The sequence below is a fragment of the Flavobacterium sp. genome (assembly GCF_027484945.1).
Taxonomy (GTDB): Bacteria; Bacteroidota; Bacteroidia; order Flavobacteriales; family Flavobacteriaceae; genus Flavobacterium.
In genome coordinates this window covers 1-24,467 of sequence record NZ_JAIXRZ010000055.1, presented here as the reverse complement: position 1 = coordinate 24,467, position 24,467 = coordinate 1, and the positions used below count along the sequence as shown (strand labels likewise).

The window sequence follows — 24,467 nt, the reverse complement described above, 5'->3', positions numbered from 1 at the left end:
TTTATATAGTAGCAGGGGTGTTATTTTTAAAATTGTTATTTTTAACATCAGAAAATTAAGCTATGAACTATTGGTTACGTATCGTATGCCTCATTTTGGGTTGTTCGTTAAACGCACAGGCCCCTAGTGATGTGAAAGTAAAAGGAACCATTTTCAATAGCACCAATGCCCTTCCGGTGCCTAATGTAAATATCATTAACATCAACCGTGTTAAAGGCACACAAACCAATACGCGCGGTGAATTTGAAATAAATGCCGCAGTTAACGACACCTTACATATTACCATGATCGGATTTCAATCGTTACGTGTTCGGGTAACCAACGACTGGGTAAAGTCGGGTACGGCAAGGCTTGAGCTCACTGAAAAAGCCATTGCATTGGAAGAAGTCGTTATTCGCAAATACAAATTAACGGGCTATTTAGAAGTCGACACAAAACTGATTCCATTTAAAGAAAATTACCGCTACAGTATTTCGGGTTTACCCCAAGCCTATGAAGCCGGTGAATCCTCTCCCAATGCCTTTACACGCGTTGTGAGTTCGGTATTTAACCCCGCAGACATGCTTCATAATTTCTTCGGCAAAAAGCCTAAAGAACTCCGTAAACTTCGGGAAATGAAAAAAGATGATACGGTAAAAAATCTTTTAGAAACCAAATACGATCGGGAGACGATTGCCATTTTATTAGGCGTTGACAAAAAAGATATTGCCGAAATTTTAAGTCGTTGCAGCTACTCAGAAGCTTTTATTGAAACGGCCAATGACCTACAGATTATGGAAGCGATTAGTCAGTGTTACGAACAATACAAGGTGCTTGCAAAAGCAAAATAACTAAAAACCAAGTTTGTTCAAAACAAATCTTCAATCGAACTCTACCGTTGAGATTAGCTTGTTTGTACATTAATAGTGTACTTACAACAAGCGGTCTTGATAAAAGCGTTCCATAATTCGATCGACATCTTTAATCGAATTTTTAGTCCATTGAAAACGGTATTCCAAAATTTCTTTTTCTGTTAAGTGCCAGTTGAGAACCGATTGACGTAAGCGTGTGGTCAAATCCTGTATGACAATGGCGGCCGACACCGAAATATTCAAACTCTCTGTAAACCCAACCATCGGAATCTTTAAAAACCCATCGGCTTGCTCCATTATTTCGGGAGAAAGCCCTTCTTTTTCGGTACCAAAAAAAATAGCGGAACGTTTTGAGATATCAAACTCATGCAAAAAACACGAATCGTTATGGGGCGTGGTTGCAATAATTTGATACCCTTGATTGCGAAGTGTTTCCATACAGTTTGGAATAGAATTGTAGCGGTGTACATCGACCCATTTCTGTGCACCCATAGCAATTTCACGATCAATACGTTTCCCAAACTTTTGTTCGATAACATGTAAGCCTTGCACCCCAAACACCTCACAACTACGCATTACCGCACTCGTATTGTGCAATTGGTATACATCTTCCATGGCAATGGTAATATGATGGGTACGCAATGCCAAAATTTTCTTGAATTTCTCTTTCCGTTCATCTGTTAAAAATCCCTCCAAATAGGCAAACAACTCCAAATCTACCATTCTTATTTTTTTTTTGCAAAAGTACAATTTTATCGTTTTGGTGGTTAGTGGTTAGAAATTAGTGATTTGTGACTAGTAATTAGTAATTAGTAATTAGTGATTAGTGATTAGTAACTAGTTACTAGTTGGTCTTTCTTCTTTCTTCTTTCTTCTTTCTTCTTTCTTCTTTCTTCTTTCTTCTTTCTTCTTTCTTCTTTATTCTTTCTTCTTTATTCTTTCTTCTTTATTCTTTCTTCTTTTTTCGTATTTTCACCATCATTTAAAATTTAGAATTCAAAATTTAAAATAGTCAATGAAGTCGCTTGTCATACTTACGGGTGCCGGTATCTCTGCTGAAAGTGGTATTTCCACCTTTCGGGATGCTAATGGATTATGGGAAGGGCACGATGTGATGCAAGTAGCTACGCCCGAAGGCTTTCGGCGGAATCCTGATTTAGTTTTGGAATTTTATAACCAACGTAGACGGCAATTGCATACCGTAAAGTCAAACGTAGGACACACCACTTTAGCCCAGATGGAAAAGGATTTTAATATTCATATCGTTACCCAAAATGTAGACAATTTACATGAAGCTGCTGGGAGTTCGAATGTGTTGCATCTGCATGGTGAGCTCTTAAAGGTGCGTTCTATAAAAGACCCAAATTATATTGTAGAATGGCCAGGCGACCTGCAAATAGGCGATTATGATCCCGATGGAAATCAACTGCGCCCGCATATTGTCTGGTTTGGAGAAGAAGTACCCGCATTGGAACTAGCCGTTGAATGGGTTCAAAAAGCGGATGCAGTTGTAATTATTGGAACGTCAATGCAAGTGTATCCCGCAGCCGGTCTCATACACTATGCGCGTCCAAACGTACCATTATTTTATATTGACCCAAAACCCGCTGTTTTATTTGACCTAAATAATCCACTCGAAATAATTCCCGAACCGGCTTCGATTGGGGTACCCCTACTTTGGGAAAAGTTAAAAAAAGTGTTGGGTTAGCTTGGTGATTCCAATTACAAATCCGTAATTTTGTGCCTTAACAACACTACCTATGTCACTTACCGCACTGAACGCAATTTCGCCCATCGACGGACGTTACCGTAAAGTTACCCAACCGCTTGCTGCTTATTTTTCGGAAGAAGCATTAATCAAATACCGCGTATTAGTTGAAATCGAATACTTCATTGCATTATGTGAAGCAGGAATTCCACAATTAAACGATGTCAAGCCAACGGTTTTTCCTATTCTGCGGGGTATCTATGAGAACTTTACTACTGAAGATGCTTTATGGATTAAGGAAACTGAGAAAACGACCAATCATGATGTAAAGGCGGTAGAATATTTTATCAAACATCAATTTGATCAACTTGGTTTAGAGGCATTTAAGGAGTTTATTCATTTCGGACTTACTTCTCAAGACATTAACAATACTGCAATTCCTTTATCGACCAAACATGCTTTTGAAAAAGTATATGTGCCCGCTCTTATTGCGCTAATTGCGAAGTTAAAGCAATTAGCTATGGAATGGCACGATATCCCGATGTTGGCTCGAACCCATGGCCAACCCGCTTCACCAACCCGTTTAGGCAAAGAAATTTTAGTGTATGTAGAACGGTTGGAAGAACAAATGCGGTTGTTGTTTAATGTTCCTTTCGCTGCAAAATTTGGGGGTGCGACTGGTAATTACAATGCCCACCATGTGGCTTATCCGAACATTGATTGGAAAAAATTTGGTTCCAACTTTGTAGAAGATATTTTGGGATTACACCATTCTTTTCCTACGACACAAATTGAACATTACGATCACTTCGCCGCATTTTTTGATGCTTTAAAGCGAATTAATACGATTCTAATTGACTTAGATCGGGATATTTGGTCTTATGTAGCAATGGATTATTTCAAACAAAAAATCAAAGCAGGTGAAATCGGTTCATCGGCCATGCCCCATAAAGTAAACCCAATTGACTTTGAAAACTCAGAAGGTAACTTAGGTATTGCTAATGCGCTTTTTGAATATTTAGCTGCCAAACTCCCTATTTCTCGATTACAACGCGATTTGACCGACAGTACGGTTTTGCGCAATATAGGCGTGCCAATCGGGCATACGGTTATTGCCTTTGAATCCACTTTAAAAGGTTTAAATAAATTGTTATTGAATGAAGCTAAATTAACTGAAGATTTAAACAACAACTGGGCGGTAGTAGCTGAAGCGATCCAAACCATCTTGCGTCGGGAAGGGTACCCGAATCCGTATGAAGCCTTGAAAGACCTAACCCGAACTAATAGTGTCATCAATCAAGAATCGATCCATGCTTTTATTCAAACACTAGACGTAAGTGAGGCTGTAAAAAAAGAGTTGATGGCTATAACACCCCACAATTATTTGGGTGTTTGAATGATGTCTTAAATGATAAACGAGAGAACTGAACCATTAATTGGCAAAGGAAGTAATTCCTTGCGCTCAAAATCTTAAATTTATAATGAGTCCTTCCCGCATATAGTGTCACCTTTATATCTAAAAAGCAAAAAACCGCAAGTCTTCACTCACGGTTTAATTATATTTTGAATTCTCTATTCTCTATCCTCCATTCTCTATCCTCTATATTCTATCCTCTATTTACCTCGAATAATTAGGAGCTTCTTTTGTAATGGTTACATTATGTGGGTGACTCTCACCTATTCCACTTGCAGTGATCCGTACAAAGCGTCCCGTTTCTTGAAGCGTTGGAACATCTTTGGCGCCACAGTACCCCATACCTGCTCTAAGGCCACCAATAAATTGCTGCATACTTTCGTTCAGCTCACCTTTGTAGGGTACGCGACCCACGATACCTTCGGGTACTAATTTTTTTACATCGTCTTCAACATCTTGGAAATAACGGTCTTTCGAACCTTCTTGCATGGCTTCAACAGAGCCCATACCGCGATACGATTTAAACTTACGTCCTTCGAAAATGATGGTTTCACCGGGTGACTCTTTTGTACCCGCGAGTAAGGAACCTAACATGACGCAATCGGCACCTGCAGCGATAGCTTTGGGGATATCACCTGTGTAGCGCACACCTCCATCGGCAATTACCGGAACACCGGTGCCACGCAAAGCCGCAGCCACTTCCAATACGGCAGAAAACTGAGGAAATCCAACACCCGCTACTACCCGTGTTGTACAAATCGAACCGGGTCCAATTCCTACTTTTACCGCATCTGCACCATGTTCTACCAAGAATAAAGCGGCTTCAGGAGTGGCAATGTTCCCGACTACGACATCTAATTTTGGAAATTTTGCTTTTACTTCTTGCAAAACCGAAATCACGCCACGCGAATGGCCGTGTGCGGTATCAATAACAATAGCATCCACCCCAGCATTGACCAAGGCCGTAGCGCGCTCTATTGCATCACCGGTTACTCCGATGGCTGCAGCAACACGTAAACGACCCAAAGCGTCTTTGTTAGCGATAGGTTTTTGAATGAGTTTTGTAATATCGCGAAAAGTGATTAAGCCAATCAACTTGTTACTCGCATCAACAACTGGAAGTTTTTCAATTTTATTTTCTTGCAAAATACTCTCGGCTTCGATCAGGGTTGTTCCTTGTGCTGCAGTTACCAAATTTTCGGAAGTCATTACCTCTAAAATAGAACGGCTGTTTACCTTTTCAAATCGTAAATCACGATTAGTCACAATACCTTTCAGTATTCCATTTTCATCTACAACAGGAATTCCTCCGATCCCAAATTCTTTCATGGCCATTTTTGCATCCCCAACAGTAGCATTCAAGGGTAAAGTCACCGGATCGATAATCATTCCACTTTCGGCTCGTTTTACTTTTCGAACTTTAGCCGCTTGCTGCTCAATGGTCATGTTTTTATGCAAAACACCGATACCTCCCTCTTGTGCCATCGCAATCGCCATAGCACTTTCGGTAACAGTGTCCATCGCTGCAGAAACAATAGGTACGTTTAAAGTAATGTTACGAGTGAATTTGGATTGAATACTAACCTCACGTGGGAGAATTTCTGAGTATCCAGGGATAAGTAAAACGTCGTCGTAGGTTAATCCTTCACCAACGATTTTAGAGTTGTGTGCCTTCATACTGCAATTTAGTTGTAGTAGTTAAATTGCATGCAAATATAGGGCTTTTATTCGAGGAAAAAGTGATTTTATGAAATAGTTTGCAGTCGCAGTCGCAGATGACAAGAAGTGCTTGTGCAAATCTTGCAGAAGCTTATCGAAAGCGAAAGTATCCACTTCATTTTATCAGTAAATTAACGGATTGTGATGCCGAAAATTCAGAAACCTTTGTTTGGATTAGCTTTGCTTTCGAATGTGAATTCATCGCTGAAAATGAATATTTAATTTTTAAAAATGAAACAATAGAAATTGGTAAATTAATCCAATTCATGATACATCATCCTGAAAAGTTTGGAAGTAAATCAATTTAATAAATTTGAAATTCTGAAATCTGAGACTGAAGACTGAAAACTAAAATTAATGAAACTCCGCAAAAACGCGCAAAGCTACATTGTAAGCACTTTCAAAACTCATCGGACTCAATGCAGTATCGGCCTTAACATTAGTAAAATACGATAGCATTTTTTCAGTTGGCATATTTCCTGTCAAATCATCTTTGGCCATAGGGCAACCGCCAAATCCTTGAATAGCACCATCAAAACGACGACAACCCGCGCGATAAGCTGCATCTACTTTTTCAAACCACTTATCGGGTGTTGTATGCAAGTGGGCTCCAAATTCTACGTTGGGGTATTTTGGAATAAGATTTCCAAACAAATACTCGATGACTTCGGGGGTCGAACTCCCAATCGTATCCGATAAGGACAAAATAGTCACACCCATTTGGGCTAATCGTTCCGTCCACTCACCTACAATCTCTACATTCCATGGATCGCCATAAGGATTCCCGAAGCCCATAGATAAATAGGCTACAACTTCTTTATTAGCGCCCTGCGCAATATCCAAAATCTCCTGCAAGGTCACTAAACTCTCGGCAATGGTTTTATGGGTATTTCGCATTTGAAAGTTTTCGGATATAGAAAATGGAAAACCGAGATACTGAATTTCTTTATGAGCCGATGCAAGCATCGCACCTTGTGTATTGGCGATAATAGCTAAGAGTTTACTACGGGTCTGACTCAAATCCAGTTGAGCTAAGACCGCAGCGGTATCCTGCATTTGTGGAATGGCTTTGGGTGAAACAAAACTACCAAAATCCAATGTATCAAAACCAACTCGGAGTAACGCCTGTAGATAATTGACCTTTACTTCCGTTGGAATAAACGTTTTGATGCCTTGCATCGCATCGCGGGGACATTCAATAATTTTTACATGTTCCATCAGGATCCAAATATACTAAAGAAAACGATTTCGCAAGGGAATTTAACCCATTCGCTTAAGCAATTTTTGGTTGATGTCCTTAACCAATTGTGGGCCTTCGTAAATAAAACCGGTGTACAATTGTATCAAACTCGCTCCGGCATCCAGTTTATCCAAAGCATCTTGGGCAGTATGGATTCCTCCAACACCAATAATCGGAAACGAACCCTTGCTTTTTTCATGTAAAAAACGAATCACTTCGGTGGATCGGTGGGTTAAGGGTTTGCCAGATAAACCGCCTATTTCCGATTTATTCGGTGAATGCAAACCTTCACGTGAAAGTGTGGTATTGGTTGCAATGACTCCGGCTATACTTGTATTTTGCACAATATCGATGATATCCAGTAACTGTTCATCGGTCAAATCGGGAGCAATTTTTAAGAGAATTGGCTTGGGTAACGGACGATTTAGATTTTCGGTTTGTAACGTAGTGAGTAGTTCAGTCAACGGTTCCTTGTCTTGAAGTTCACGTAGATTGGGCGTGTTGGGCGAACTCACATTTACAACAAAATAATCTACATAGGGAAATAGCGCCTCAAAACAGATTTTATAATCCGTAACCGCTTCCTCATTGGGTGTTACTTTATTTTTACCAATATTGCCTCCGATAAGTACGCCTTTATTTTTCTTCAATCGTTCGACCGCTTCTTGCACCCCGCCATTATTAAATCCCATACGGTTGATAATCGCTTCATCTTCGCGAAGACGGAACAAGCGTTTTTTGGGGTTGCCTTCCTGTCCTACCGGTGTGAGTGTCCCTATTTCGATAAAACCAAATCCAAAGTCGGAAAGCTCATTAAACAACTTGGCATCTTTATCAAATCCTGCGGCAAGTCCAACCGGATTTTTAAATTTCAAACCAAACACTTCGCGCTCAAGACGCGAATCATTTACCTCATAAAGAGAACGACAGAGCCATGAAAATCCTGGGATTTTAGCGAGGATATTGATGAATGAAAAGGTAAAATAATGGATTTTTTCCGGGTCGAAACGAAACAGAATCGGACGAATAAGAATGCGGTACATAGTCGTGTAGTTGTGAAGTGCAAAGATACAATTCGATTTGAACTTTTAAGCGGTACGGGAGAAATTTCCCTATTTTTGTGGGGTAAAAAAAGGGTACGAATGCACATTAAACTTTTGGCCGTAGGTAAAACAGACAACAAACAATTGCAGCAATTGATAGACGATTATCAAAAGCGGCTCTCGTTTTATATCAAATTTGAGTTGGAGATTTTGCCAGATATTAAAAACGCTAAAAACTTTTCGGAATCGCAACAAAAAGAAAAAGAAGGCGAATTAATTCTATCAAAAGTTGGTCAAAACGACGCATTAGTTCTTTTAGACGAAAAGGGCAAATCGTATAGTAGTGTTGAATTTTCTGAATTTCTTCAAAAAAAGATGAATGCCGGACTCAAAACGTTGGTCTTTGTAATTGGCGGACCTTATGGGTTTAGCGAAACGGTCTATCAAAAAGCACAAGGCAAGCTATCGTTATCGGCAATGACCTTCTCGCATCAAATGGTGCGGTTATTTTTTATCGAACAATTGTATCGGGGATTCACGATTTTGAAGGGTGAACCGTATCACCATCAGTAATACTTTTTTGTAATCAAAATGTGATTGTAAACGTTCTATATCTATCATTCTAAGTATTTTGACCACTCAGCTCAAAAAATAACGAGTTAAAAGATATTTTAAGGTATTTCTCAACAGCAATATTGACTTTGAGCAACAAATTGTTTTGTGGAATCAACGAGATAAAATAATATGTTTACTTAAAAAATGTATTAAGCAAGATGTTGAAGCAGTTGAACACATTCATGAGCGGCTTTGACATCGTGCACGCGGAGGATTTTTGCACCTTTTTGTACAGCAATGGTATGGAGTACAGTTGTCCCGTTGAGTGCCTCTTGAGGTGAAGAATCAAGAACTTTGTAAATCATTGATTTTCGGGAAACACCCACCAATAAGGGAACTTTTTGATAGGAAAATAATTCCAATTTTTGGAGTATCGCATAGTTCTGTTCGATGGTTTTCGCAAATCCAAAACCGGGATCGATAATTACGTCATTGATACCCAAGGTACGCGCAGCAGCAATACGTTCTGAAAAATAAAACTGCATTTCTTTTACAATATCTTGGTAATCGGTTAATTGGGTCATCGTTTGCGGGGTTCCGCGCATGTGCATCATAATGTAGGGCACTTGTAAACGCGCTACAGTATGCATCATTTGATCATCCAAGCGTCCGGCTGAAATATCGTTAATCATACAAGCTCCAGCTTGAACGGCAGCTTCGGCTACAGCACTTCGAAACGTATCAACAGAAATGAGAATCTCTGGAAAATTTTTGACTAATAATTCGACAACTGGAACAACCCTATGGCATTCTTCGGCTTCAGAAACGGGTGTTGCATTGGGGCGACTTGAATATCCTCCTACATCGATAAATGTGGCGCCCTCATGCAGCATTTTTGCTACTTGTTCGAGTACTTCACTTTGATTTTGCAATCGCCCACCATCATAAAATGAATCGGGTGTAAGGTTCACAATCCCCATGATTTTTGGGGTAGAGAGATCAATCAATTGGCCACGGCATTGGATAGTCATACGAGGGAATTCAGAAAACGTTTTCAGGGAAAAACATCGTTTCACTTGGGATGTTTTAACCGAATTCGTTACATTTGAAAAAATTTCAAACAAAGATACAATTTAATGCGAAATACTGTTCAAGAATACGATAAGGTGATCCATATTTGCCGGGATTTATTTGTTAAAAAAATGACCGATTATGGAAGTGCATGGCGAATTTTACGATTACCATCCCTTACCGATCAAATCTTTATTAAAGCGCAACGTATTCGAAGCCTTCAAGAAAACGAAATACGAAAAGTAGACGAAGACGAAACGGGCGAATTCATCGGAATTATCAACTATTGCATCATGGCCTTAATTCAATTGGAAATGGGTGTGGCAGAACAGCCCGACCTGGATACCCCAGCTGCTTCAAAACTATACGATGATAAAGTAGCCGTCACTAAAGCCTTGATGGAAGCCAAAAACCATGATTATGGGGAAGCCTGGAGGGAAATGCGCGTGAGTAGTTTGACCGATTTGATTTTGCAGAAATTATTGCGCGTGAAACAAATCGAGGACAACAAAGGAAAAACCTTGGTTTCGGAAGGAATTGATGCGAATTACCAAGATATGATTAATTATTCGGTATTTGCCTTAATTTTGATGGGATTTGGCCAATAACAAATCGTTAACAGCAAGCCATTATAGGGTTGTTATCTTTGTAAAAAAATGCAACGCATGAAAAAAAATAAATCAACCATTGCCTGGGGACTTCGAATCCTTGTTTCCTTTTTATTTATTATTTCGGCTATTGCCAAATTATACCCTTCACCCTATTTTGCGATTTCGACATTTGAAGTGAAGCAATTATATCCCATGGGATTTTCTCCGGAAGTTGCTGCTTTCTTCTCCCGAACCTTAATCGGGATTGAAATGGCCTTAGGACTTTTATTGCTGCAAAACCATTGGCTGAAACGTTTTATTATTCCAGCCACTATTGCACTTTTGGTTGTATTTATTGGACATTTAAGCTATGAAACTTTTGTAAGTGGTAACAGCGGGAATTGTGGTTGTTTTGGGGAATTAATACCAATGACTCCCGTAGAGGCCATTATTAAAAATGTGATTGCGGTTGGACTTTTGGTCTACTTACAAAAATTACTCCTTAAAGGTTCAGACGCCCCGAATTTCTGGGTACTTACAACGGTTTTATTTGCTTCTATTTTAGTTGTTTTCATGTTGGCACCTATTCAACCGCCGGCAGCAGAATTTACGGTTAGTCAGCCCAAACCAATGCCTCAAGACACCACTGCAGTAGCTATCGATACTCCCGACTCAATTGCGGCTCCCGTTGCCAAAACTAAAGTAGACACGGTAGTTGCACCCAAAGTAGTAGATGTACCCAAAGAACCCAAAAAAGCGATTTCAGGGTATGCCAATTTATTCCCAACCATTGACACCGGTAAAAAGATATTATGCTACTTTGTTCCCGGTTGTGATCACTGTCGTGATGCGGCCAAAGAACTTACAGCAATGCGCAAAGCCAATCCAACAATGCCGCCCTTATCGATTATTTTCATGAATGAAGAAGCCGACTTGATTCCAGCATTTTTTAAAGAAACGGGGGCAACCTATCCCTATCAAATTATTGAAATTATTCCGTTTTGGAATACCCTTGGAAAAGGAAAAGACACACCCGGTGTTAAATACTATTGGAATGGAAACGAAATCAAGTATTGGTGGGGAATAAACAACGAAAAATTCAATCCCGCCGAATTGAAATCGGTATTAAAAAAGAGTTTTGAAGAACTAAAAAAAACAACGCCTAATTTGAAGTAATATGAAAAAAATAATTGCACTTTCGTTCATTTGTTGTTCCTTATTTTCTTGTGCACAAGGTGAAGTGCCTACCGAATTTACAAATGCGAGTTTGAATGAAAAAGTAACCGACTTGAACGGAAAAGAAATGAAATTTTCTGAGGTTTTAAAAAACCAAAAGGGAAAAGTTACTGTTATTGAATTTTGGGCTTCTTGGTGTAGTGATTGTGTAAAAGCGATGCCTAAAGTAAAAGCGATGCAAGCAGCAAATCCAGAGGTGTCTTATGTATTTATTTCTTTGGACAAGGCATTTGACAAATGGAAATCTGGTATTGAAAAACACGAATTAAGTGGGGAGCACTATTGGATTAATGATGAGAGAGGAATGAAAGGAAATTTTGGAAAATCAATCGATTTGGACTGGATACCCCGTTACATGATTATTGACAAAGCGGGAAAAATTAGCATTTATCGTGCGATTGAAACCGACTTTGAAAAAATACAGGCTACTTTAAATTCTTTAAAATAATGAGACATAAAATTGTTGCAGGCAACTGGAAAATGCATAAAAATGCCGAAGAAACGGAAGATTTTTTAAATGAATTGATCGATCAACTTCCCGATGATTTGAATGCCGAAATCATAGTAGCCCCCACTTTTGTAAATTTAGCTTCGGCAGCGGATCATGTCGAATTTACTCCGATTACAGTAGCCGCACAAAATATGCACCAAGCGGAAAGCGGTGCTTACACCGGTGAGATTTCGGCAGCTATGTTAAAAAGTATTGGAGTATCGACGGTTATATTAGGTCATTCGGAGCGAAGAGCCTATTTCAACGAAACCGATGCCGCTTTGGCAAATAAAGTGGATACGGCTTTAAAACATGAGATGCGGGTTATTTTCTGTTTTGGTGAAGAATTAAAAGACCGACAAAATGGACAGCATTTTAATGTGGTTGAAAACCAATTACGCGAGGGATTGTTTCAAATTACCGATAAAGACTGGGAGCAAATCGTGTTGGCCTATGAACCGGTGTGGGCTATAGGAACGGGTGAAACGGCTAGTCCGGAACAAGCACAAGAAATGCATGCCTTTATCCGCAATACAATTCGTACGCGCTATCCAAAAATTGCCGATGAAGTTTCTATTGTATATGGTGGTAGTGTAAAACCAGAAAATGCCAAAGAAATCTTTTCAAAACCCGATGTCGATGGAGGGTTAATTGGTGGAGCTGCTTTGAAAGTCGCTGATTTTGTAGCGATTGCATCTGCGATTTAGTCCCTTAACCCCCAAAAAGATATGAAGCTGCTACGATGCTGGACTTCTAAGCATTTGAGAAAAAAACTCCCGATGTTGTACCGGGAGTTTTTTTTGCACTACGGATTGAGGCCTTGTGGAGCTCGCCCGATGCGGTAGTATGAGGGCAGCGACGGCTGAAAGCCGGGTCCCCGACCTGAAACAAACTTAGAAAATCAATTGTTTTTCGGGGGAGTGCCCAAAAAATAAATTTACTAACGTAACAAAGCGCACTTTCGTTCGTCTATAATTAAAAACACTATAGCGTGGAAACCATCTTAACCATTCACAATTTACACAAACGTTACGGACGTGTGCATGCCGTAAACAATTTATCGCTGGAAATCCAAAAAGGTAATGTATACGGCATTTTGGGTCCTAATGGTTCTGGTAAATCAACTACTTTGGGGATTGTACTTAATGTTGTAAACCGCACTTCCGGCACCTACAGTTGGTTTGGTGGTAATTTACCTACACATGAAGCCTTAAAAAAAGTAGGCGCTATTATTGAAAGACCCAATTTTTACCCCTACATGACGGCCCAACAAAACCTAGAATTGGTTTGTAAAATTAAAGGCATTGGCTATCAAAAAGTGCAAGAAAAACTGGAGTTGGTTGGACTATTGGATCGAAAAGACCATAAATTTCGCACCTATTCATTGGGAATGAAACAACGTTTAGCTATTGCATCGGCGCTATTGAATGATCCTGAAATATTAATTTTGGACGAACCCACGAATGGTTTAGATCCACAAGGAATTCACCAAATTCGTGATATTATCAAATTCATTGCAGCACAGGGAACTACCATTTTATTAGCGTCACATTTGCTGGACGAAGTGGAGAAAGTATGCTCCCATGTTTTGGTGTTGCAATATGGAAAAATGTTGTATTCGGGTACTGTAGCAGGAATGGCACAAAAAACAACGTATTGGGAGTTGGGTGCATCCGATTTAAAAGCACTACAACTTGAATTGACTAGCTATCCAGAAATTCATTCAATCCACGAAGAAAACGGACGTTTGCATATTCAAAGTAATGCACCAATCGATGCCGCAGCTTTAAACCGTTATTTAGCAGAACGTTTCATTTATTTGAACCATTTAAGCGAATGTAAATCCAGCCTGGAACAAGAATTTTTAAAAATCACCACATCGAATTAAGAAGGCATGAAACGATTATTAGCTATAGAATTACAAAAAATATGGATGAATCGCGCGAGTCGTGTTTTAACCTTAACCTATTTCATTGTTTTGAGCTTAATTGCGTTAATCGCCTCAATTGAGTTTGATTTTGGTCCGTTTCATTTTGATGCGTCGCAACAAGGCATTTTTAACTTCCCTTATATTTGGCATTTGAACAGTTTTATTGGGGCGCTTCCCAAAATCTTTTTAGCCTTAGTGATTGTATCAATGATGGCCAATGAATACTCCTATGGCACATTAAAACAAAATTTAATTGACGGAATGAGTAAGCAAGAATTTGTGCTTTCGAAATTCTTAACTGTACTCGTATTTGCATTGGTATCTACGGTTTTCATTTTTATGATTTCCTTAATCCTCGGACTCTTGTATTCGACCTATGATGAGGCAGGAATTATTTTTTCACAAATGGATTATTTGCTGGCTTTATTTGTAAAATTGGTTGGATTTTTCAGTTTCTGTTTGTTTTTGGGAGTATTGATCAAACGATCGGCTTTTGCGGTGGGCTTCTTGTTTGTTTGGTACTTGATTGAAAAAATTGGGTATGGTATAAGTGGGAAGTTTATTTTTAATGATTTTGAAGGAACCTACAACTATTTTTTCAAATACTTACCTTTGGAGTCGATGTCGAATTTAATTATTGAACCTTTTACCCGACTCGACTTAATACAATCTATTGGAAATCAGGTTGGTGTAATCGAACCTAAGATTTACAGTGTGGATTATAGCATGGTATTTACTGTGCTTTGCTGGTCTGCCCTATTTGTTTGGGGATCGTATGCTATAATTCGCAAGCGCGACCTTTAAACCAACGATTGTTAAAATAGTCTAAAAATAGTAAAATTCACATCCTCTAAACGATGTGTAATTCCTATTTTTGACAAATGAAAAATACAATTACCTCCTTACTGCTATTTTTCGTAATGCCAGTGCTTAGCTTGGCTCAATTCAGTAAGACCCATTATTTACCACCTTTGTCCAGTTCGCAGGACATGCCGATTAATGAAAAGTACTTGTATATCTCTACGCCAAGTATTACACCGGTTCAATTTACTATAAAGCAATTGGGAAGTACCAATGTGATAGGTACCGTTTCCCGCGATAATCCTTATATTTTTGATACAACCTCAAGTGGAAACCCGAGTCAGTTTGTCGTTGACCAAATGGATGCCAATGTGATTCTTCAAAATGCTGGTTACATTATTGAGGCAGAAGACTTAATTTCTGTATCCGGGCGAATAATTGATCAAACGGGCAATCAGGCAGGTTGTGTGGTTTCTAAAGGAATGGCTGCGTTAGGCACACAATTTCGTATAGGCGGAATGACCAATACCCTCATTAATGCGTATTCACCGCGTCATTACACCTTTATTGCTATTATGGCAACAGAAAACAATACAACAGTATCTTTTAGTGATATTAAAACTGGGGCCGAATTGGTAAATAATCCAACCGTCGGTAATACCCCACCTCCTGTATTGTTAAACAGTGGTGAAACCTTTATCATCGCGGTTCAAGGTCCGCTAAACGCTAATCGTGACGCATTAATTGGAGCATTGGTATCGTCGGATAAACCTATAGCTGTCAATTGTGGTTCGATTGGGGGAACCAATGGCGAAATGAGCAATATCGATACCGGTTTTGATCAAATTGTATCGGTTGAACGTACCGGTACTGAATATATTTTTATCAAAAGTACGGGGATGAACAATGTAGAACGCGTCCTTTTAATTGCCCATGAAAACAACACCCAACTGTTTCTAAACGGCAATACAGTTCCCGATTATACGATAAATGCCGGACAATACATTTCGCTTACAGGCGCTGATTATAATGCAAATGGAAATTTATACGTTCGCTCGGATAAAAATATATTCGCTTATCAATCGGTAGGTGATAATTCTATGAACAACCAAGCGAATCAGGAATTATTCTTTGTTCCCCCTTTAAGTTGCCAAACCCCAAAATCGTTGGATAACATCCCGTATATCGAGCGAATTGGGAACCGAAGTTTTAATGGACGTGCTACGATCACTACAAAAACAGGATCAACGCTTAATTTTATTATTAACGGCACACCCTATACCTTAGCTGGACTAGCGGCCCAATTTGGTGTAAGCGGTCCCACCGCCGTAATTGGAAATCCAAATTATGAATGTTATATAATTAGCGGCCTAATCGGAAATGTTTCGGTATATTCTACATCAGAATTATATTTGGCGGCCTATGGAAGTGACGGAGCGGCTACTTTTGGAGGCTATTATTCGGGATTTGTTTTCAAACCTGAAGTTGTTTTTCAAGAAGTCAATGTCAATTTAACCAATTGTATTCCCAATGTTCAGTTGAATGTCAATGCCCAAAGTGGATTTGACACCTACCAATGGTTTTTGAACAATGTTCCAATTCCTGGAGCCCTAAGTAATAGTTACACCCCTACCCAACCCGGATATTATAAAGTGAAAGCCGGTTTATCCAGTTGTGGCATTGATTTGTTTTCGGATGAATTTCCGGTAAGTACTTGTCCATCCGATTTGGATAATGATTATGTACCCGACAATAGTGATTTGGATATGGACAATGACGGTATTGCCAATTGCACGGAATCATACGGCAGTCAGTATCTTAATTTATCCAATCCGATTTCAGGGTCTGTGAATGTTGGGAACTACACAAATACGTTTGTGGGTTCAATGACCACTTCCACTACGGCCAGTACCAATCCGCTTACAACTTCTGCCAACGGAACGTTTGTAACAGATGTTCCTGCGGGTAAGACCAATTGGGTTAATTACCAACTCACTTTTGCTCAACCCATTTCATTAGGTATGGAATATGCCGCAGCAGGCAACCCGACCGATTTAATGAATGACAAAGGAGAGTTTAGTATTCGTTGTCCGATAAATCAAACTATAACTGTTGAGAATCCAAACGATCAATTGTTAATCGACACCAATTATGACGGATTTTATGAAAGTGGGGTTACTCGATTTTCTTCTTTTGAAATTCGTTTTCGTTTAAACAGCGCTATCCCATTAGCTTTAGGCACAGGCACTTTTTCCTTTCAATCCTATTTGACTACAGCAATTACTATTCAACATAAAAATTTAGTAGATGATGCTGGGAATAGAGCCACATTTCGTTTTTATGCGGTTTGTGTTCCGAAAGATTCAGATAATGATGGTATAGCCGATGCTTTAGATATTGACTCAGATAATGATGGGATTATAGATTTGGTAGAATCGCAAGGACCCAATTATGTGGCATTATCGGGAACAGACACCAACAATGACGGATTAGATGATATTTTTGGAATAAACTATATACCAAATGATTTTGATGGCGATGGAATTGCCAATTATTTAGATTTGGATGCTGATAATGATGGAATTTTTGATTTAGTAGAATCGGGAAGTGGTGCTGCCGACACCAATCAAAACGGAATCATTGATGCCGCTGTAGTAGGAACTAATGGATTGCATAACGGTTTAGAAACAAGCACCGATAACGGAATTTTAACGTATAGTTTAGTCGATACTGACGCTAATGGAATTTTCAACTATGTGGCTCTTGATGCAGACGGCGATAGTTGTTTTGATGTTATTGAGGCCGGATTTACTGATGCCGATTCTAATGGCTTTATTGGCGCGGGAACCACGACAATTGCAGCGAATGGTAGCGTTACAGGGGCCGGAGGATACACCACACCTAATGTCAATTATAGTATTGCTGCCCCCATTAGTATCACAACCCAACCGCAAGATGTTACCGTTTGTGAGTTACAAAATGCCGTATTTACCGTTGTCCCTGGAGTTCCAATAAATGGCTTTCAATGGCAACTTTCAACGGACAATGGGTTAACCTGGAACACACTTACGAATACGGCAGTATACAATGGTACTACAACAGCAACTTTGACTGTAAGCAACGTCACCCCTGGCATGATTGGGTATTTATACCGTGTAGTTTTAAATCGAAATGGCAACACTTGCGGATTAAATTCAGCACCTGCCACATTGACTACTTATGCATTGCCTGTTGTCACTACGCCGCTAATAATGGTTCAGTGTGACGATGACACGGATGGTATTTCTAGTTTTAACTTAACGCAAAAAAACGATCTGATTTCGGCAAATGCTGCTTTTGAAACCTTTACTTATTTCACGTCACAAATCGGTGCCCAAACCAATGACCTTACGTTACAAATTGCAAATCCAAACGCATATACTACATCAAATACTTCGATTTGGGTGCGCGTAGAAAATGCCAATCAATGTTTTCGGATTGCGCGCTTGAATTTAATTGTATCGGCTACACAAATACCTGCAGGTACCCAGTGGACATTTACCCAATGTGATTACTATGTAAATTCGCAAAATACCGATAATGACGGAATTGCTACTTTTGATTTTAGTTCGGTCACTTCACAAATTCAAGCCTTACTTCCAACAACAGCGACATATACCATTTCTTATTATAAAAATGAAACCGATGCGTTGGCAGAAACTGATGTAAACGGTAATTCTTTAGCGATTACCAACCCATCAAATTATGTAAACCTAGGGTATCCCAACACACAAGTGATTTGGGTACGGGTAGACAGCACCGTTGATAATGCGTGTTTTGGACTTGGACCTTATATTACTTTAAATGTTCAACCCTTACCAACCCTTCATACCGTTGGCAGTAACAACACAATTCGCCATTGCGATGATGATCAAGACGGAAGTTACACATTCAATACCGCTACCTTACAAAATTCTTTACTCCAAGGACAAACCAATGTAAACATTACTTATACTACAAGCTCGGGAGTTTCGATACCTTCCCCTTTTCCGGCAAACTTTACGGTAAATGGGACCGAAACAATTACAGTGCGTCTCGAAAACAACAATACATTAGCGGTTGATGGACCCTGTTTTCGCCAAGGAACAATAACTTTTATTGTTGACGACCTACCAGAAATTTTCCCTATTAATGCTAGTACACTTCAAGTTTGTGATGATGAAACTGACCCGATACAGCAAAATGGCTTGTATGATTTTGATACCACATCCATAACAAACACCATACTTCAAGGACAAACCGGAATGCAAATTAGCTACACATTGGCAAACGGTACAGTATACAATAACAACCTCCCCAATCCTTTTACCACGGGAACGCAGGATGTTATCGTAACGGTTACCAACCCAATAAATACTAGCTGTCCGGTAACCGCTATTCTAACATTTGTAGTGCATCCTCTTCCTTATGTCAACACCAATGTGCAGGGCTGGGATGACACCTTGGTTTGTACCAATTTGTCCAATTTTACTGTTACACTTAATGCGGGTGTAACCCAACCCAATTTAATCACAACGTATACATATCAGTGGTTTCTTGACGGAATTGCAGTCCCCGGAGCCAATCAATATACACTTACCGTAAATCAAGAAGGCGATTACAGTGTAGTGGTATCCAATGCTCAGGGCTGTAGTGTAACCCGAGTAATAAATGTAAACACTTCCGTAATTGCTACGATCGATTCGGTAACAGTTGTCGATTTAAGCGACATCAATACACTAACAGTCAATGTAACTGGAAATGGCGATTATGTATACAGTCTTGATTATCCCTATGGTCCGTATCAAAGTTCGAACCTGTTTACGGGGGTACCTATGGGCATTCACACCGTATATGTAAAAGATTTGAACGGATGTGGCATTGCAGAATATACCGTATCGGTATTAGGAATTCCTACCTTTTTTACCCCCAATAGCGATGGATTTAATGACACGTGGAATATTAAAGGAGTGCGCGCTGATTTTCATGCAAATACCGAAATTTTGATCTTTGACCGCTTTGGAAAGCTTATCAAACAAATTTCACCTCTTGGCGAAGGTTGGGATGGAACATATAATGGTCAACAAGCACTTGCCGATGACTATTGGTATTCTATTAAAATCGATGATGGTAGAATTGCCAAAGGGCATTTTAGTTTAAAACGTTAAAAAGAAAAAACCATCAGCGAGAACTGATGGTTTTTTTATATTTCAAATTCAGCAATTAAGCCATTGAATTTTTAAATCGTTTTCGGTCGTTTTCATTTAACAAAATCTTACGTAAACGAATTGATTTAGGGGTTACCTCCACATATTCATCCTTTTGGATGTATTCTAATGCTTCTTCCAATGTAAATTTAATCGCTGGTACAATTCGCGTTTTATCATCGGCTCCAGCCGAACGGAAGTTGGTCAACTGTTTGGTTTTTGTAATATTAATCACTAAATCATCAGCACGAGAATTTTCACCAACCACTTGACCTTCATAAATGTCTTCATTTGGGTCAACAAAAAACTTACCGCGGTCTTGTAATTTGTTAATTGAATACGGAATTGCTTTTCCGTTTTCCATAGAAATCAATGAACCGTTAATACGACCGGAGATTTCACCTTTCAGGGGTTCGTAACCAATAAATCGGTGGGCCATAATCGCCTCACCCGCAGTAGCTGTTAGCAATTGATTACGCAAGCCAATAATACCCCGCGATGGAATGTTGAACTTAATTATCATCCGCTCTCCTCGTGGTTCCATACTCAACATTTCACCTTTGCGAACAGTCACAAATTCAACTGCTTTTCCGGATACATTTTCGGGTAAATCAATGGTTAATTCCTCGATTGGTTCACACTTTTGACCGTCGATTTCTTTAATAATTACTTGCGGTTGACCAATTTGCAATTCATAGCCCTCACGACGCATGGTTTCAATTAAAACCGACAAGTGTAAAACGCCACGACCGTATACCATAAATTTATCGGCTGCATCGGTTTCATTCACACGTAAAGCTAAGTTCTTTTCTAATTCCTTTGTTAAACGATCTTTGATGTGTCGTGAGGTAACAAATTTTCCCTCTTTCCCAAAAAATGGCGAATCGTTTATTGTAAAAAGCATACTCATTGTAGGCTCATCAATAGCGATACTTTTCAATGCTTCAGGTTGCTCAAAATCGGCAATTGTATCACCAATTTCAAATCCTTCAATACCGACCAAAGCACAAATATCACCTGCCTGTACTTCAGACACTTTTTTACGCCCTAATCCTTCAAATGTATGTAGTTCTTTAATCTTTGATTTTAGAATAGAACCGTCTCTTTTAACCAAAGAAACAGGCATGTTTTCACGCAAAACTCCACGTTCCAAACGACCTATTGCAATACGACCCGTAAACGAAGAAAAATCTAACGAGGTAACTAACATTTGGGGAGTACCTTCAGACACTTTTGGCGCTGGTACATTGTTAACCACCATATCCAACAAGGGTTCGATAGAAGTTGTTATGTTTTTCCAATCTTCAGACATCCAATTATTTTTTGCCGATCCGTAAACGGTTGGGAAATCCAACTGCCACTCCTCGGCACCCAATTCAAACATTAAATCAAAAACTTTTTCATGAACTTCCTCTGGAGTACAATTTTCTTTATCGACTTTATTAATTACCACACATGGCTTTAATCCTAAATCGATTGCTTTTTGCAAAACAAAACGCGTTTGTGGCATTGGACCTTCAAAAGCATCAACCAACAAACAAACCCCGTCTGCCATGTTTAATACCCGTTCTACTTCACCACCAAAATCGGCGTGCCCAGGTGTATCAATAATATTGATTTTGGTTCCTTTGTAAACAACCGAGACATTTTTGGAGGTAATGGTAATTCCACGTTCACGCTCCAAGTCATTGTTATCTAAAATTAAATCACCGGTGTTTTCGTTTTCACGAAACAATTGGCAGTGGTACATAATTTTGTCGACTAAGGTGGTTTTACCGTGGTCAACGTGGGCGATAATTGCAATATTTCTAATCGATTCCATGTAAATTTTTTGAAGGTGCAAAGGTATGTTTTATTTTTCGAAAAAAAACCACAGTATCCATACTTTTACTTGGAACTAATTCGGATTAAATTGGTCGCAAACCCACCGTATTGTATTTTTTTTGTTATTTTTGAAGTAATGAAAAATGTGAACTACAAAAATCTGATTCCTTTTTTTCTTATTGTATTATCCCTTGTTTTTGGGGGTATTATCGTAGTTACAACATTCAACACTTTCAAAACACAGCTGACTATTTGTCTTCTATTTGGCATTTTTATTGCGGGCCTAATCACCTATTTTGTTGCAGAAAAAATTAACCAATCGGAAAGTTATATCGCTCAATTTAAAGACGAATTTTCAGAATTAGCAGTTTCCAATGAACGATTTGAAATTGTATCCAAAGCAACTAGCGATACCATTTGGGACTGGGACATCACGACCAATAGTTTCATTTGGAACAAAGGGATACAAGATGTTTTTGGTTACAATAAAGAAGAGGTGGGTGATAATTTACAGTGGTGGTTTGACAAAATTCATCCGGAAGACAGTTTGAAAATGTCTGTAAAATTATATTCTTACATCGCGCAAAAGTCAGAAAAATGGCAAGATGAATATCGCTTTATGGCAGCTGATGGCACCTACCGTTTTGTTTTTGACCGGGGTTTTCTGGTAAAAGATGAAAAGGATAATGTAATTCGAATGATTGGCGCTGTGCAAGATGTAACCAAGTCAAAAACGGAAGAACAACGGCTACAACTTTTAGGAACAGTAATCACCCAAAATAGAGAAACCGTAATCATTGCTGAATTGGCTAATGCCGATTACCCTGAAGATCGGATTGTCTATGTTAATCCGGCTTTTGAAACCATGACGGGATATTCTCAAGAAGAAGTTATTGGTAAACCAGCTAATATTCTCATCAACCGTTTGAAAAGTAAACGCGATATCAAATTGATTTCAGATGCTTTAAAGAAAAAAGAAGCATTTAAAATGGAAACCTTAAATAAGCGTAAAAATAATGAAGAATATTGGGTTAATTTAACGTTTATCCCGATAACCAACAAAGACAACCAAAATACGCATTGGATTTCTATTCAAAGAGATATTACCGAAGAAAAAGGAAAAGAAAAAGAACGGGAACAATTAATAAAAGAACTAACACTTAATAACGCTGATTTAAAACAGTTCTCTTATATTACTTCGCACAACCTTAGAGCACCCCTATCTAATTTACGTGGGCTGCTCGCATTACTCGAAGATATCGAAATTAAAGATGAAGAACTAAAAGAAATCATCAACGGATTTGAACGATCAACACAGCAATTAAACGAGACCATTAATGATCTAGTAAATGTAATTATTATTAAAGACAAGCCCTCAATTGAGCGTGAACCGATTGTGGTTCGTGAGGTCTTTGAAAACGTATTCAACCAACTAGGATTTTTAATCAATAATTTGAACCCCATTATCAAATTGGATATTGACAAAGTACCAACATTACAAGTAAACAAATCGTATTTTGAAAGTATTTTGTTAAATTTGACAACCAACGCATTACGTTATCATGAACCATCACGCCAATTAAACATAAGCTTTACTGCAAAAAACAAAGGCAATACTATCTATTTATACTTTAAAGATAATGGTTTAGGAATTGATTTAAAACGTCATAAAGATAAAATCTTTGGTTTGTACCAACGTTTTCATGACAATCCCGACAGTAAAGGTTTGGGCTTATATTTGGTGAAATCACAAGTAGAATCTATGGGAGGAACGATAACTGTCGATAGTGAAGTGGGAATAGGAACAACTTTTACAATTACCTTTAAAAACGAATAATTGTATGTATAAAAAAATACTTTGCGTAGATGATGATCCGATAACCTTAATGCTAAGTAAAAAGGTGCTCCAAAAGATTGAATTTTCGGAAATTATTGATAGCGTTCAAAACGGTGAAGACGCTTTAAACTATCTATCCAATTGTAAAGTAGCGCTAGATAATGATCAAAATTTCATTCTTCCCGAATTTATTTTTCTCGATTTAAATATGCCAATTATGGGGGGCTGGGAGTTTTTAGATGAAATTATGGAAAATAAATACGGCGAATATTTTCCTGATTTAAAAGTTATTGTACTTTCTTCTACCATTGATCCAAAAGATATTGAAAAGTCGAAGTCATACCCAATGGTTTTAGATTTTCTATCGAAACCAATTAGCCGCGAACTTTTGGAAGGATTAAAATGAACATAAAAAAAGCCTCGATAATTTCGAGGCTATGTTTTTGTTACAAAACAGCGTATTATAATTTATTCACGTGTTTAGTTAATTTTGATTTCAAGTTAGAAGCTTTGTTATCATGAATGATATTTTTCTTTGCTAACTTATCAATCATCGCGATTACACTTGCCAATTTAGCTGCAGCATCTGCCTTAACAGTTGACATACGCAATGCCTTGATCGCGTTACGCGTAGTTTTGTGCTGGTAACGGTTAAGCACTCTTTTTTTCTCGTTACTTCTAATTCTTTTTAAAGCTGACTTGTGATTTGCCATTTTCTTTTAAATTTAATTGTAATAATTATTATAAACTATTAGTTAAAAAAGAAAAACCTCCCACAATTAAAATTTAATCACTTTGGTTTTAACTAATAAAATAAATATTTGAGACACTAAATACGTATTTTATAAAACTTATTTACAACTAATTTGTAGCCCGTAGGGGAATCGAACCCCTCTTGCAAGAATGAAAATCTTGAGTCCTAACCGATAGACG

Annotated in this window: 21 protein-coding genes; 14 read left to right on the top strand and 7 right to left on the bottom strand. The window is 38.6% G+C overall.

Features of this window, described 5'->3' with window-relative positions; all coding sequences use genetic code 11:
• Positions 1-62: 62 nt before the first annotated feature.
• A complete protein-coding gene (locus Q0039_RS07370; protein ID WP_297511227.1) occupies positions 63-830 on the top strand; it encodes a carboxypeptidase-like regulatory domain-containing protein in 768 nt (255 codons plus the stop codon).
• Between the two features lie 81 nt (positions 831-911).
• On the opposite strand, the gene Q0039_RS07365 is transcribed toward Q0039_RS07370, so the two are convergent.
• Positions 912-1,574 carry an RNA methyltransferase gene (locus Q0039_RS07365; RefSeq protein WP_297511225.1) on the bottom strand — a complete coding sequence of 221 codons (663 nt, stop codon included), beginning with the start codon at positions 1,572-1,574 and terminating at the stop codon, positions 912-914.
• Between the two features lie 292 nt (positions 1,575-1,866).
• Between Q0039_RS07365 and Q0039_RS07360 the strand changes: the two genes are divergently transcribed.
• Together Q0039_RS07360 and purB are read left to right on the top strand one after the other, a co-directional pair.
• Positions 1,867-2,559: an NAD-dependent deacylase gene (locus Q0039_RS07360; protein ID WP_297511223.1), complete on the top strand. Its 693-nt coding sequence runs from the start codon at positions 1,867-1,869 to the stop codon at positions 2,557-2,559.
• 52 nt (positions 2,560-2,611) lie between these two features.
• Positions 2,612-3,955, top strand: coding sequence for an adenylosuccinate lyase (gene purB, locus Q0039_RS07355; protein WP_297511221.1), 1,344 nt, complete (start codon positions 2,612-2,614; stop codon positions 3,953-3,955).
• 222 nt (positions 3,956-4,177) lie between these two features.
• Here purB and guaB read toward each other — a convergent pair whose 3' ends face one another.
• Complete coding sequence (gene guaB / locus Q0039_RS07350) at positions 4,178-5,650, bottom strand: IMP dehydrogenase (RefSeq protein ID WP_297511219.1); 1,473 nt, start codon at positions 5,648-5,650, stop codon at positions 4,178-4,180.
• Between the two features lie 80 nt (positions 5,651-5,730).
• Here guaB and Q0039_RS07345 point away from each other — a divergent pair, with 80 nt between their 5' ends.
• Complete coding sequence (locus Q0039_RS07345) at positions 5,731-6,000, top strand: four helix bundle protein (protein ID WP_297511217.1); 270 nt, start codon at positions 5,731-5,733, stop codon at positions 5,998-6,000.
• 46 nt (positions 6,001-6,046) lie between these two features.
• Here the strand turns inward: Q0039_RS07345 and Q0039_RS07340 are convergent, their stop codons facing one another.
• On the bottom strand, positions 6,047-6,910 hold the full coding sequence (locus Q0039_RS07340) for a hydroxymethylglutaryl-CoA lyase (RefSeq protein ID WP_297511215.1): 864 nt from the start codon (positions 6,908-6,910) through the stop codon (positions 6,047-6,049).
• Between the two features lie 42 nt (positions 6,911-6,952).
• Positions 6,953-7,975: a quinone-dependent dihydroorotate dehydrogenase gene (locus Q0039_RS07335; protein WP_297511213.1), complete on the bottom strand. Its 1,023-nt coding sequence runs from the start codon at positions 7,973-7,975 to the stop codon at positions 6,953-6,955.
• Between the two features lie 99 nt (positions 7,976-8,074).
• Between Q0039_RS07335 and rlmH the strand changes: the two genes are divergently transcribed.
• Positions 8,075-8,548, top strand: coding sequence for a 23S rRNA (pseudouridine(1915)-N(3))-methyltransferase RlmH (gene rlmH / locus Q0039_RS07330; protein ID WP_297511211.1), 474 nt, complete (start codon positions 8,075-8,077; stop codon positions 8,546-8,548).
• Positions 8,549-8,739: 191 nt separating this feature from the next.
• Here the strand turns inward: rlmH and folP are convergent, their stop codons facing one another.
• Positions 8,740-9,561: a dihydropteroate synthase gene (folP, locus tag Q0039_RS07325; protein WP_297511209.1), complete on the bottom strand. Its 822-nt coding sequence runs from the start codon at positions 9,559-9,561 to the stop codon at positions 8,740-8,742.
• A 105-nt stretch (positions 9,562-9,666) separates the two neighbouring features.
• Between folP and Q0039_RS07320 the strand changes: the two genes are divergently transcribed.
• From Q0039_RS07320 to Q0039_RS07290, 7 genes are all read left to right on the top strand, one after another.
• Entirely contained in the window at positions 9,667-10,209 is a 543-nt protein-coding gene (locus Q0039_RS07320; RefSeq protein ID WP_297511207.1) for a DUF1599 domain-containing protein, read from the top strand.
• A 57-nt stretch (positions 10,210-10,266) separates the two neighbouring features.
• The gene (locus Q0039_RS07315) at positions 10,267-11,367 is read left to right on the top strand and encodes a MauE/DoxX family redox-associated membrane protein (RefSeq protein ID WP_297511205.1); all 1,101 of its coding nucleotides are present in this window, start codon (positions 10,267-10,269) and stop codon (positions 11,365-11,367) included.
• 1 nt (position 11,368) lies between these two features.
• Positions 11,369-11,875 carry a TlpA disulfide reductase family protein gene (locus Q0039_RS07310; RefSeq protein WP_297511203.1) on the top strand — a complete coding sequence of 169 codons (507 nt, stop codon included), beginning with the start codon at positions 11,369-11,371 and terminating at the stop codon, positions 11,873-11,875.
• Entirely contained in the window at positions 11,875-12,624 is a 750-nt protein-coding gene (gene tpiA / locus Q0039_RS07305) for a triose-phosphate isomerase (protein ID WP_297511201.1), read from the top strand. The genes Q0039_RS07310 and tpiA overlap by 1 nt, the downstream gene beginning before the upstream one ends.
• A 284-nt stretch (positions 12,625-12,908) precedes the next feature.
• The gene (locus Q0039_RS07300; protein WP_297511199.1) at positions 12,909-13,805 is read left to right on the top strand and encodes an ATP-binding cassette domain-containing protein; all 897 of its coding nucleotides are present in this window, start codon (positions 12,909-12,911) and stop codon (positions 13,803-13,805) included.
• 6 nt (positions 13,806-13,811) lie between these two features.
• The gene (locus tag Q0039_RS07295; RefSeq protein ID WP_297511197.1) at positions 13,812-14,651 is read left to right on the top strand and encodes an ABC transporter permease subunit; all 840 of its coding nucleotides are present in this window, start codon (positions 13,812-13,814) and stop codon (positions 14,649-14,651) included.
• A gap of 77 nt (positions 14,652-14,728) precedes the next feature.
• The gene (locus Q0039_RS07290) at positions 14,729-19,834 is read left to right on the top strand and encodes a T9SS type B sorting domain-containing protein (protein WP_297511195.1); all 5,106 of its coding nucleotides are present in this window, start codon (positions 14,729-14,731) and stop codon (positions 19,832-19,834) included.
• Positions 19,835-19,889: 55 nt separating this feature from the next.
• Here the strand turns inward: Q0039_RS07290 and typA are convergent, their stop codons facing one another.
• Complete coding sequence (typA, locus tag Q0039_RS07285; RefSeq protein WP_297511193.1) at positions 19,890-21,695, bottom strand: translational GTPase TypA; 1,806 nt, start codon at positions 21,693-21,695, stop codon at positions 19,890-19,892.
• Between the two features lie 138 nt (positions 21,696-21,833).
• Here typA and Q0039_RS07280 point away from each other — a divergent pair, with 138 nt between their 5' ends.
• A complete protein-coding gene (locus Q0039_RS07280; RefSeq protein ID WP_297511191.1) occupies positions 21,834-23,534 on the top strand; it encodes a PAS domain-containing protein in 1,701 nt (566 codons plus the stop codon).
• Between the two features lie 4 nt (positions 23,535-23,538).
• The gene (locus tag Q0039_RS07275) at positions 23,539-23,940 is read left to right on the top strand and encodes a response regulator (protein WP_297511189.1); all 402 of its coding nucleotides are present in this window, start codon (positions 23,539-23,541) and stop codon (positions 23,938-23,940) included.
• A gap of 55 nt (positions 23,941-23,995) precedes the next feature.
• On the opposite strand, the gene rpsT is transcribed toward Q0039_RS07275, so the two are convergent.
• Positions 23,996-24,247 carry a 30S ribosomal protein S20 gene (gene rpsT, locus Q0039_RS07270; RefSeq protein ID WP_297511187.1) on the bottom strand — a complete coding sequence of 84 codons (252 nt, stop codon included), beginning with the start codon at positions 24,245-24,247 and terminating at the stop codon, positions 23,996-23,998.
• Positions 24,248-24,467: the final 220 nt, after the last annotated feature.

Excerpts from the sequence above, each read along its gene's own strand:
- typA (WP_297511193.1), bottom strand. The coding sequence starts at position 21,695 with ATGGAATCGATTAGAAATATTGCAATTATCGCCCACGTTGACCACGGT.
- Q0039_RS07365 (WP_297511225.1), bottom strand. The coding sequence starts at position 1,574 with ATGGTAGATTTGGAGTTGTTTGCCTATTTGGAGGGATTTTTAACAGAT.
- Q0039_RS07360 (WP_297511223.1), top strand. The coding sequence starts at position 1,867 with ATGAAGTCGCTTGTCATACTTACGGGTGCCGGTATCTCTGCTGAAAGT.
- purB (WP_297511221.1), top strand. The coding sequence starts at position 2,612 with ATGTCACTTACCGCACTGAACGCAATTTCGCCCATCGACGGACGTTAC.
- Q0039_RS07310 (WP_297511203.1), top strand. The coding sequence starts at position 11,369 with ATGAAAAAAATAATTGCACTTTCGTTCATTTGTTGTTCCTTATTTTCT.
- Q0039_RS07280 (WP_297511191.1), top strand. The coding sequence starts at position 21,834 with ATGAAAAATGTGAACTACAAAAATCTGATTCCTTTTTTTCTTATTGTA.
- rlmH (WP_297511211.1), top strand. The coding sequence starts at position 8,075 with ATGCACATTAAACTTTTGGCCGTAGGTAAAACAGACAACAAACAATTG.
- folP (WP_297511209.1), bottom strand. The coding sequence starts at position 9,561 with ATGACTATCCAATGCCGTGGCCAATTGATTGATCTCTCTACCCCAAAA.
- rpsT (WP_297511187.1), bottom strand. The coding sequence starts at position 24,247 with ATGGCAAATCACAAGTCAGCTTTAAAAAGAATTAGAAGTAACGAGAAA.
- Q0039_RS07335 (WP_297511213.1), bottom strand. The coding sequence starts at position 7,975 with ATGTACCGCATTCTTATTCGTCCGATTCTGTTTCGTTTCGACCCGGAA.
- Q0039_RS07370 (WP_297511227.1), top strand. The coding sequence starts at position 63 with ATGAACTATTGGTTACGTATCGTATGCCTCATTTTGGGTTGTTCGTTA.
- tpiA (WP_297511201.1), top strand. The coding sequence starts at position 11,875 with ATGAGACATAAAATTGTTGCAGGCAACTGGAAAATGCATAAAAATGCC.
- Q0039_RS07295 (WP_297511197.1), top strand. The coding sequence starts at position 13,812 with ATGAAACGATTATTAGCTATAGAATTACAAAAAATATGGATGAATCGC.
- Q0039_RS07320 (WP_297511207.1), top strand. The coding sequence starts at position 9,667 with ATGCGAAATACTGTTCAAGAATACGATAAGGTGATCCATATTTGCCGG.
- Q0039_RS07315 (WP_297511205.1), top strand. The coding sequence starts at position 10,267 with ATGAAAAAAAATAAATCAACCATTGCCTGGGGACTTCGAATCCTTGTT.
- Q0039_RS07340 (WP_297511215.1), bottom strand. The coding sequence starts at position 6,910 with ATGGAACATGTAAAAATTATTGAATGTCCCCGCGATGCGATGCAAGGC.
- Q0039_RS07290 (WP_297511195.1), top strand. The coding sequence starts at position 14,729 with ATGAAAAATACAATTACCTCCTTACTGCTATTTTTCGTAATGCCAGTG.
- Q0039_RS07275 (WP_297511189.1), top strand. The coding sequence starts at position 23,539 with ATGTATAAAAAAATACTTTGCGTAGATGATGATCCGATAACCTTAATG.
- guaB (WP_297511219.1), bottom strand. The coding sequence starts at position 5,650 with ATGAAGGCACACAACTCTAAAATCGTTGGTGAAGGATTAACCTACGAC.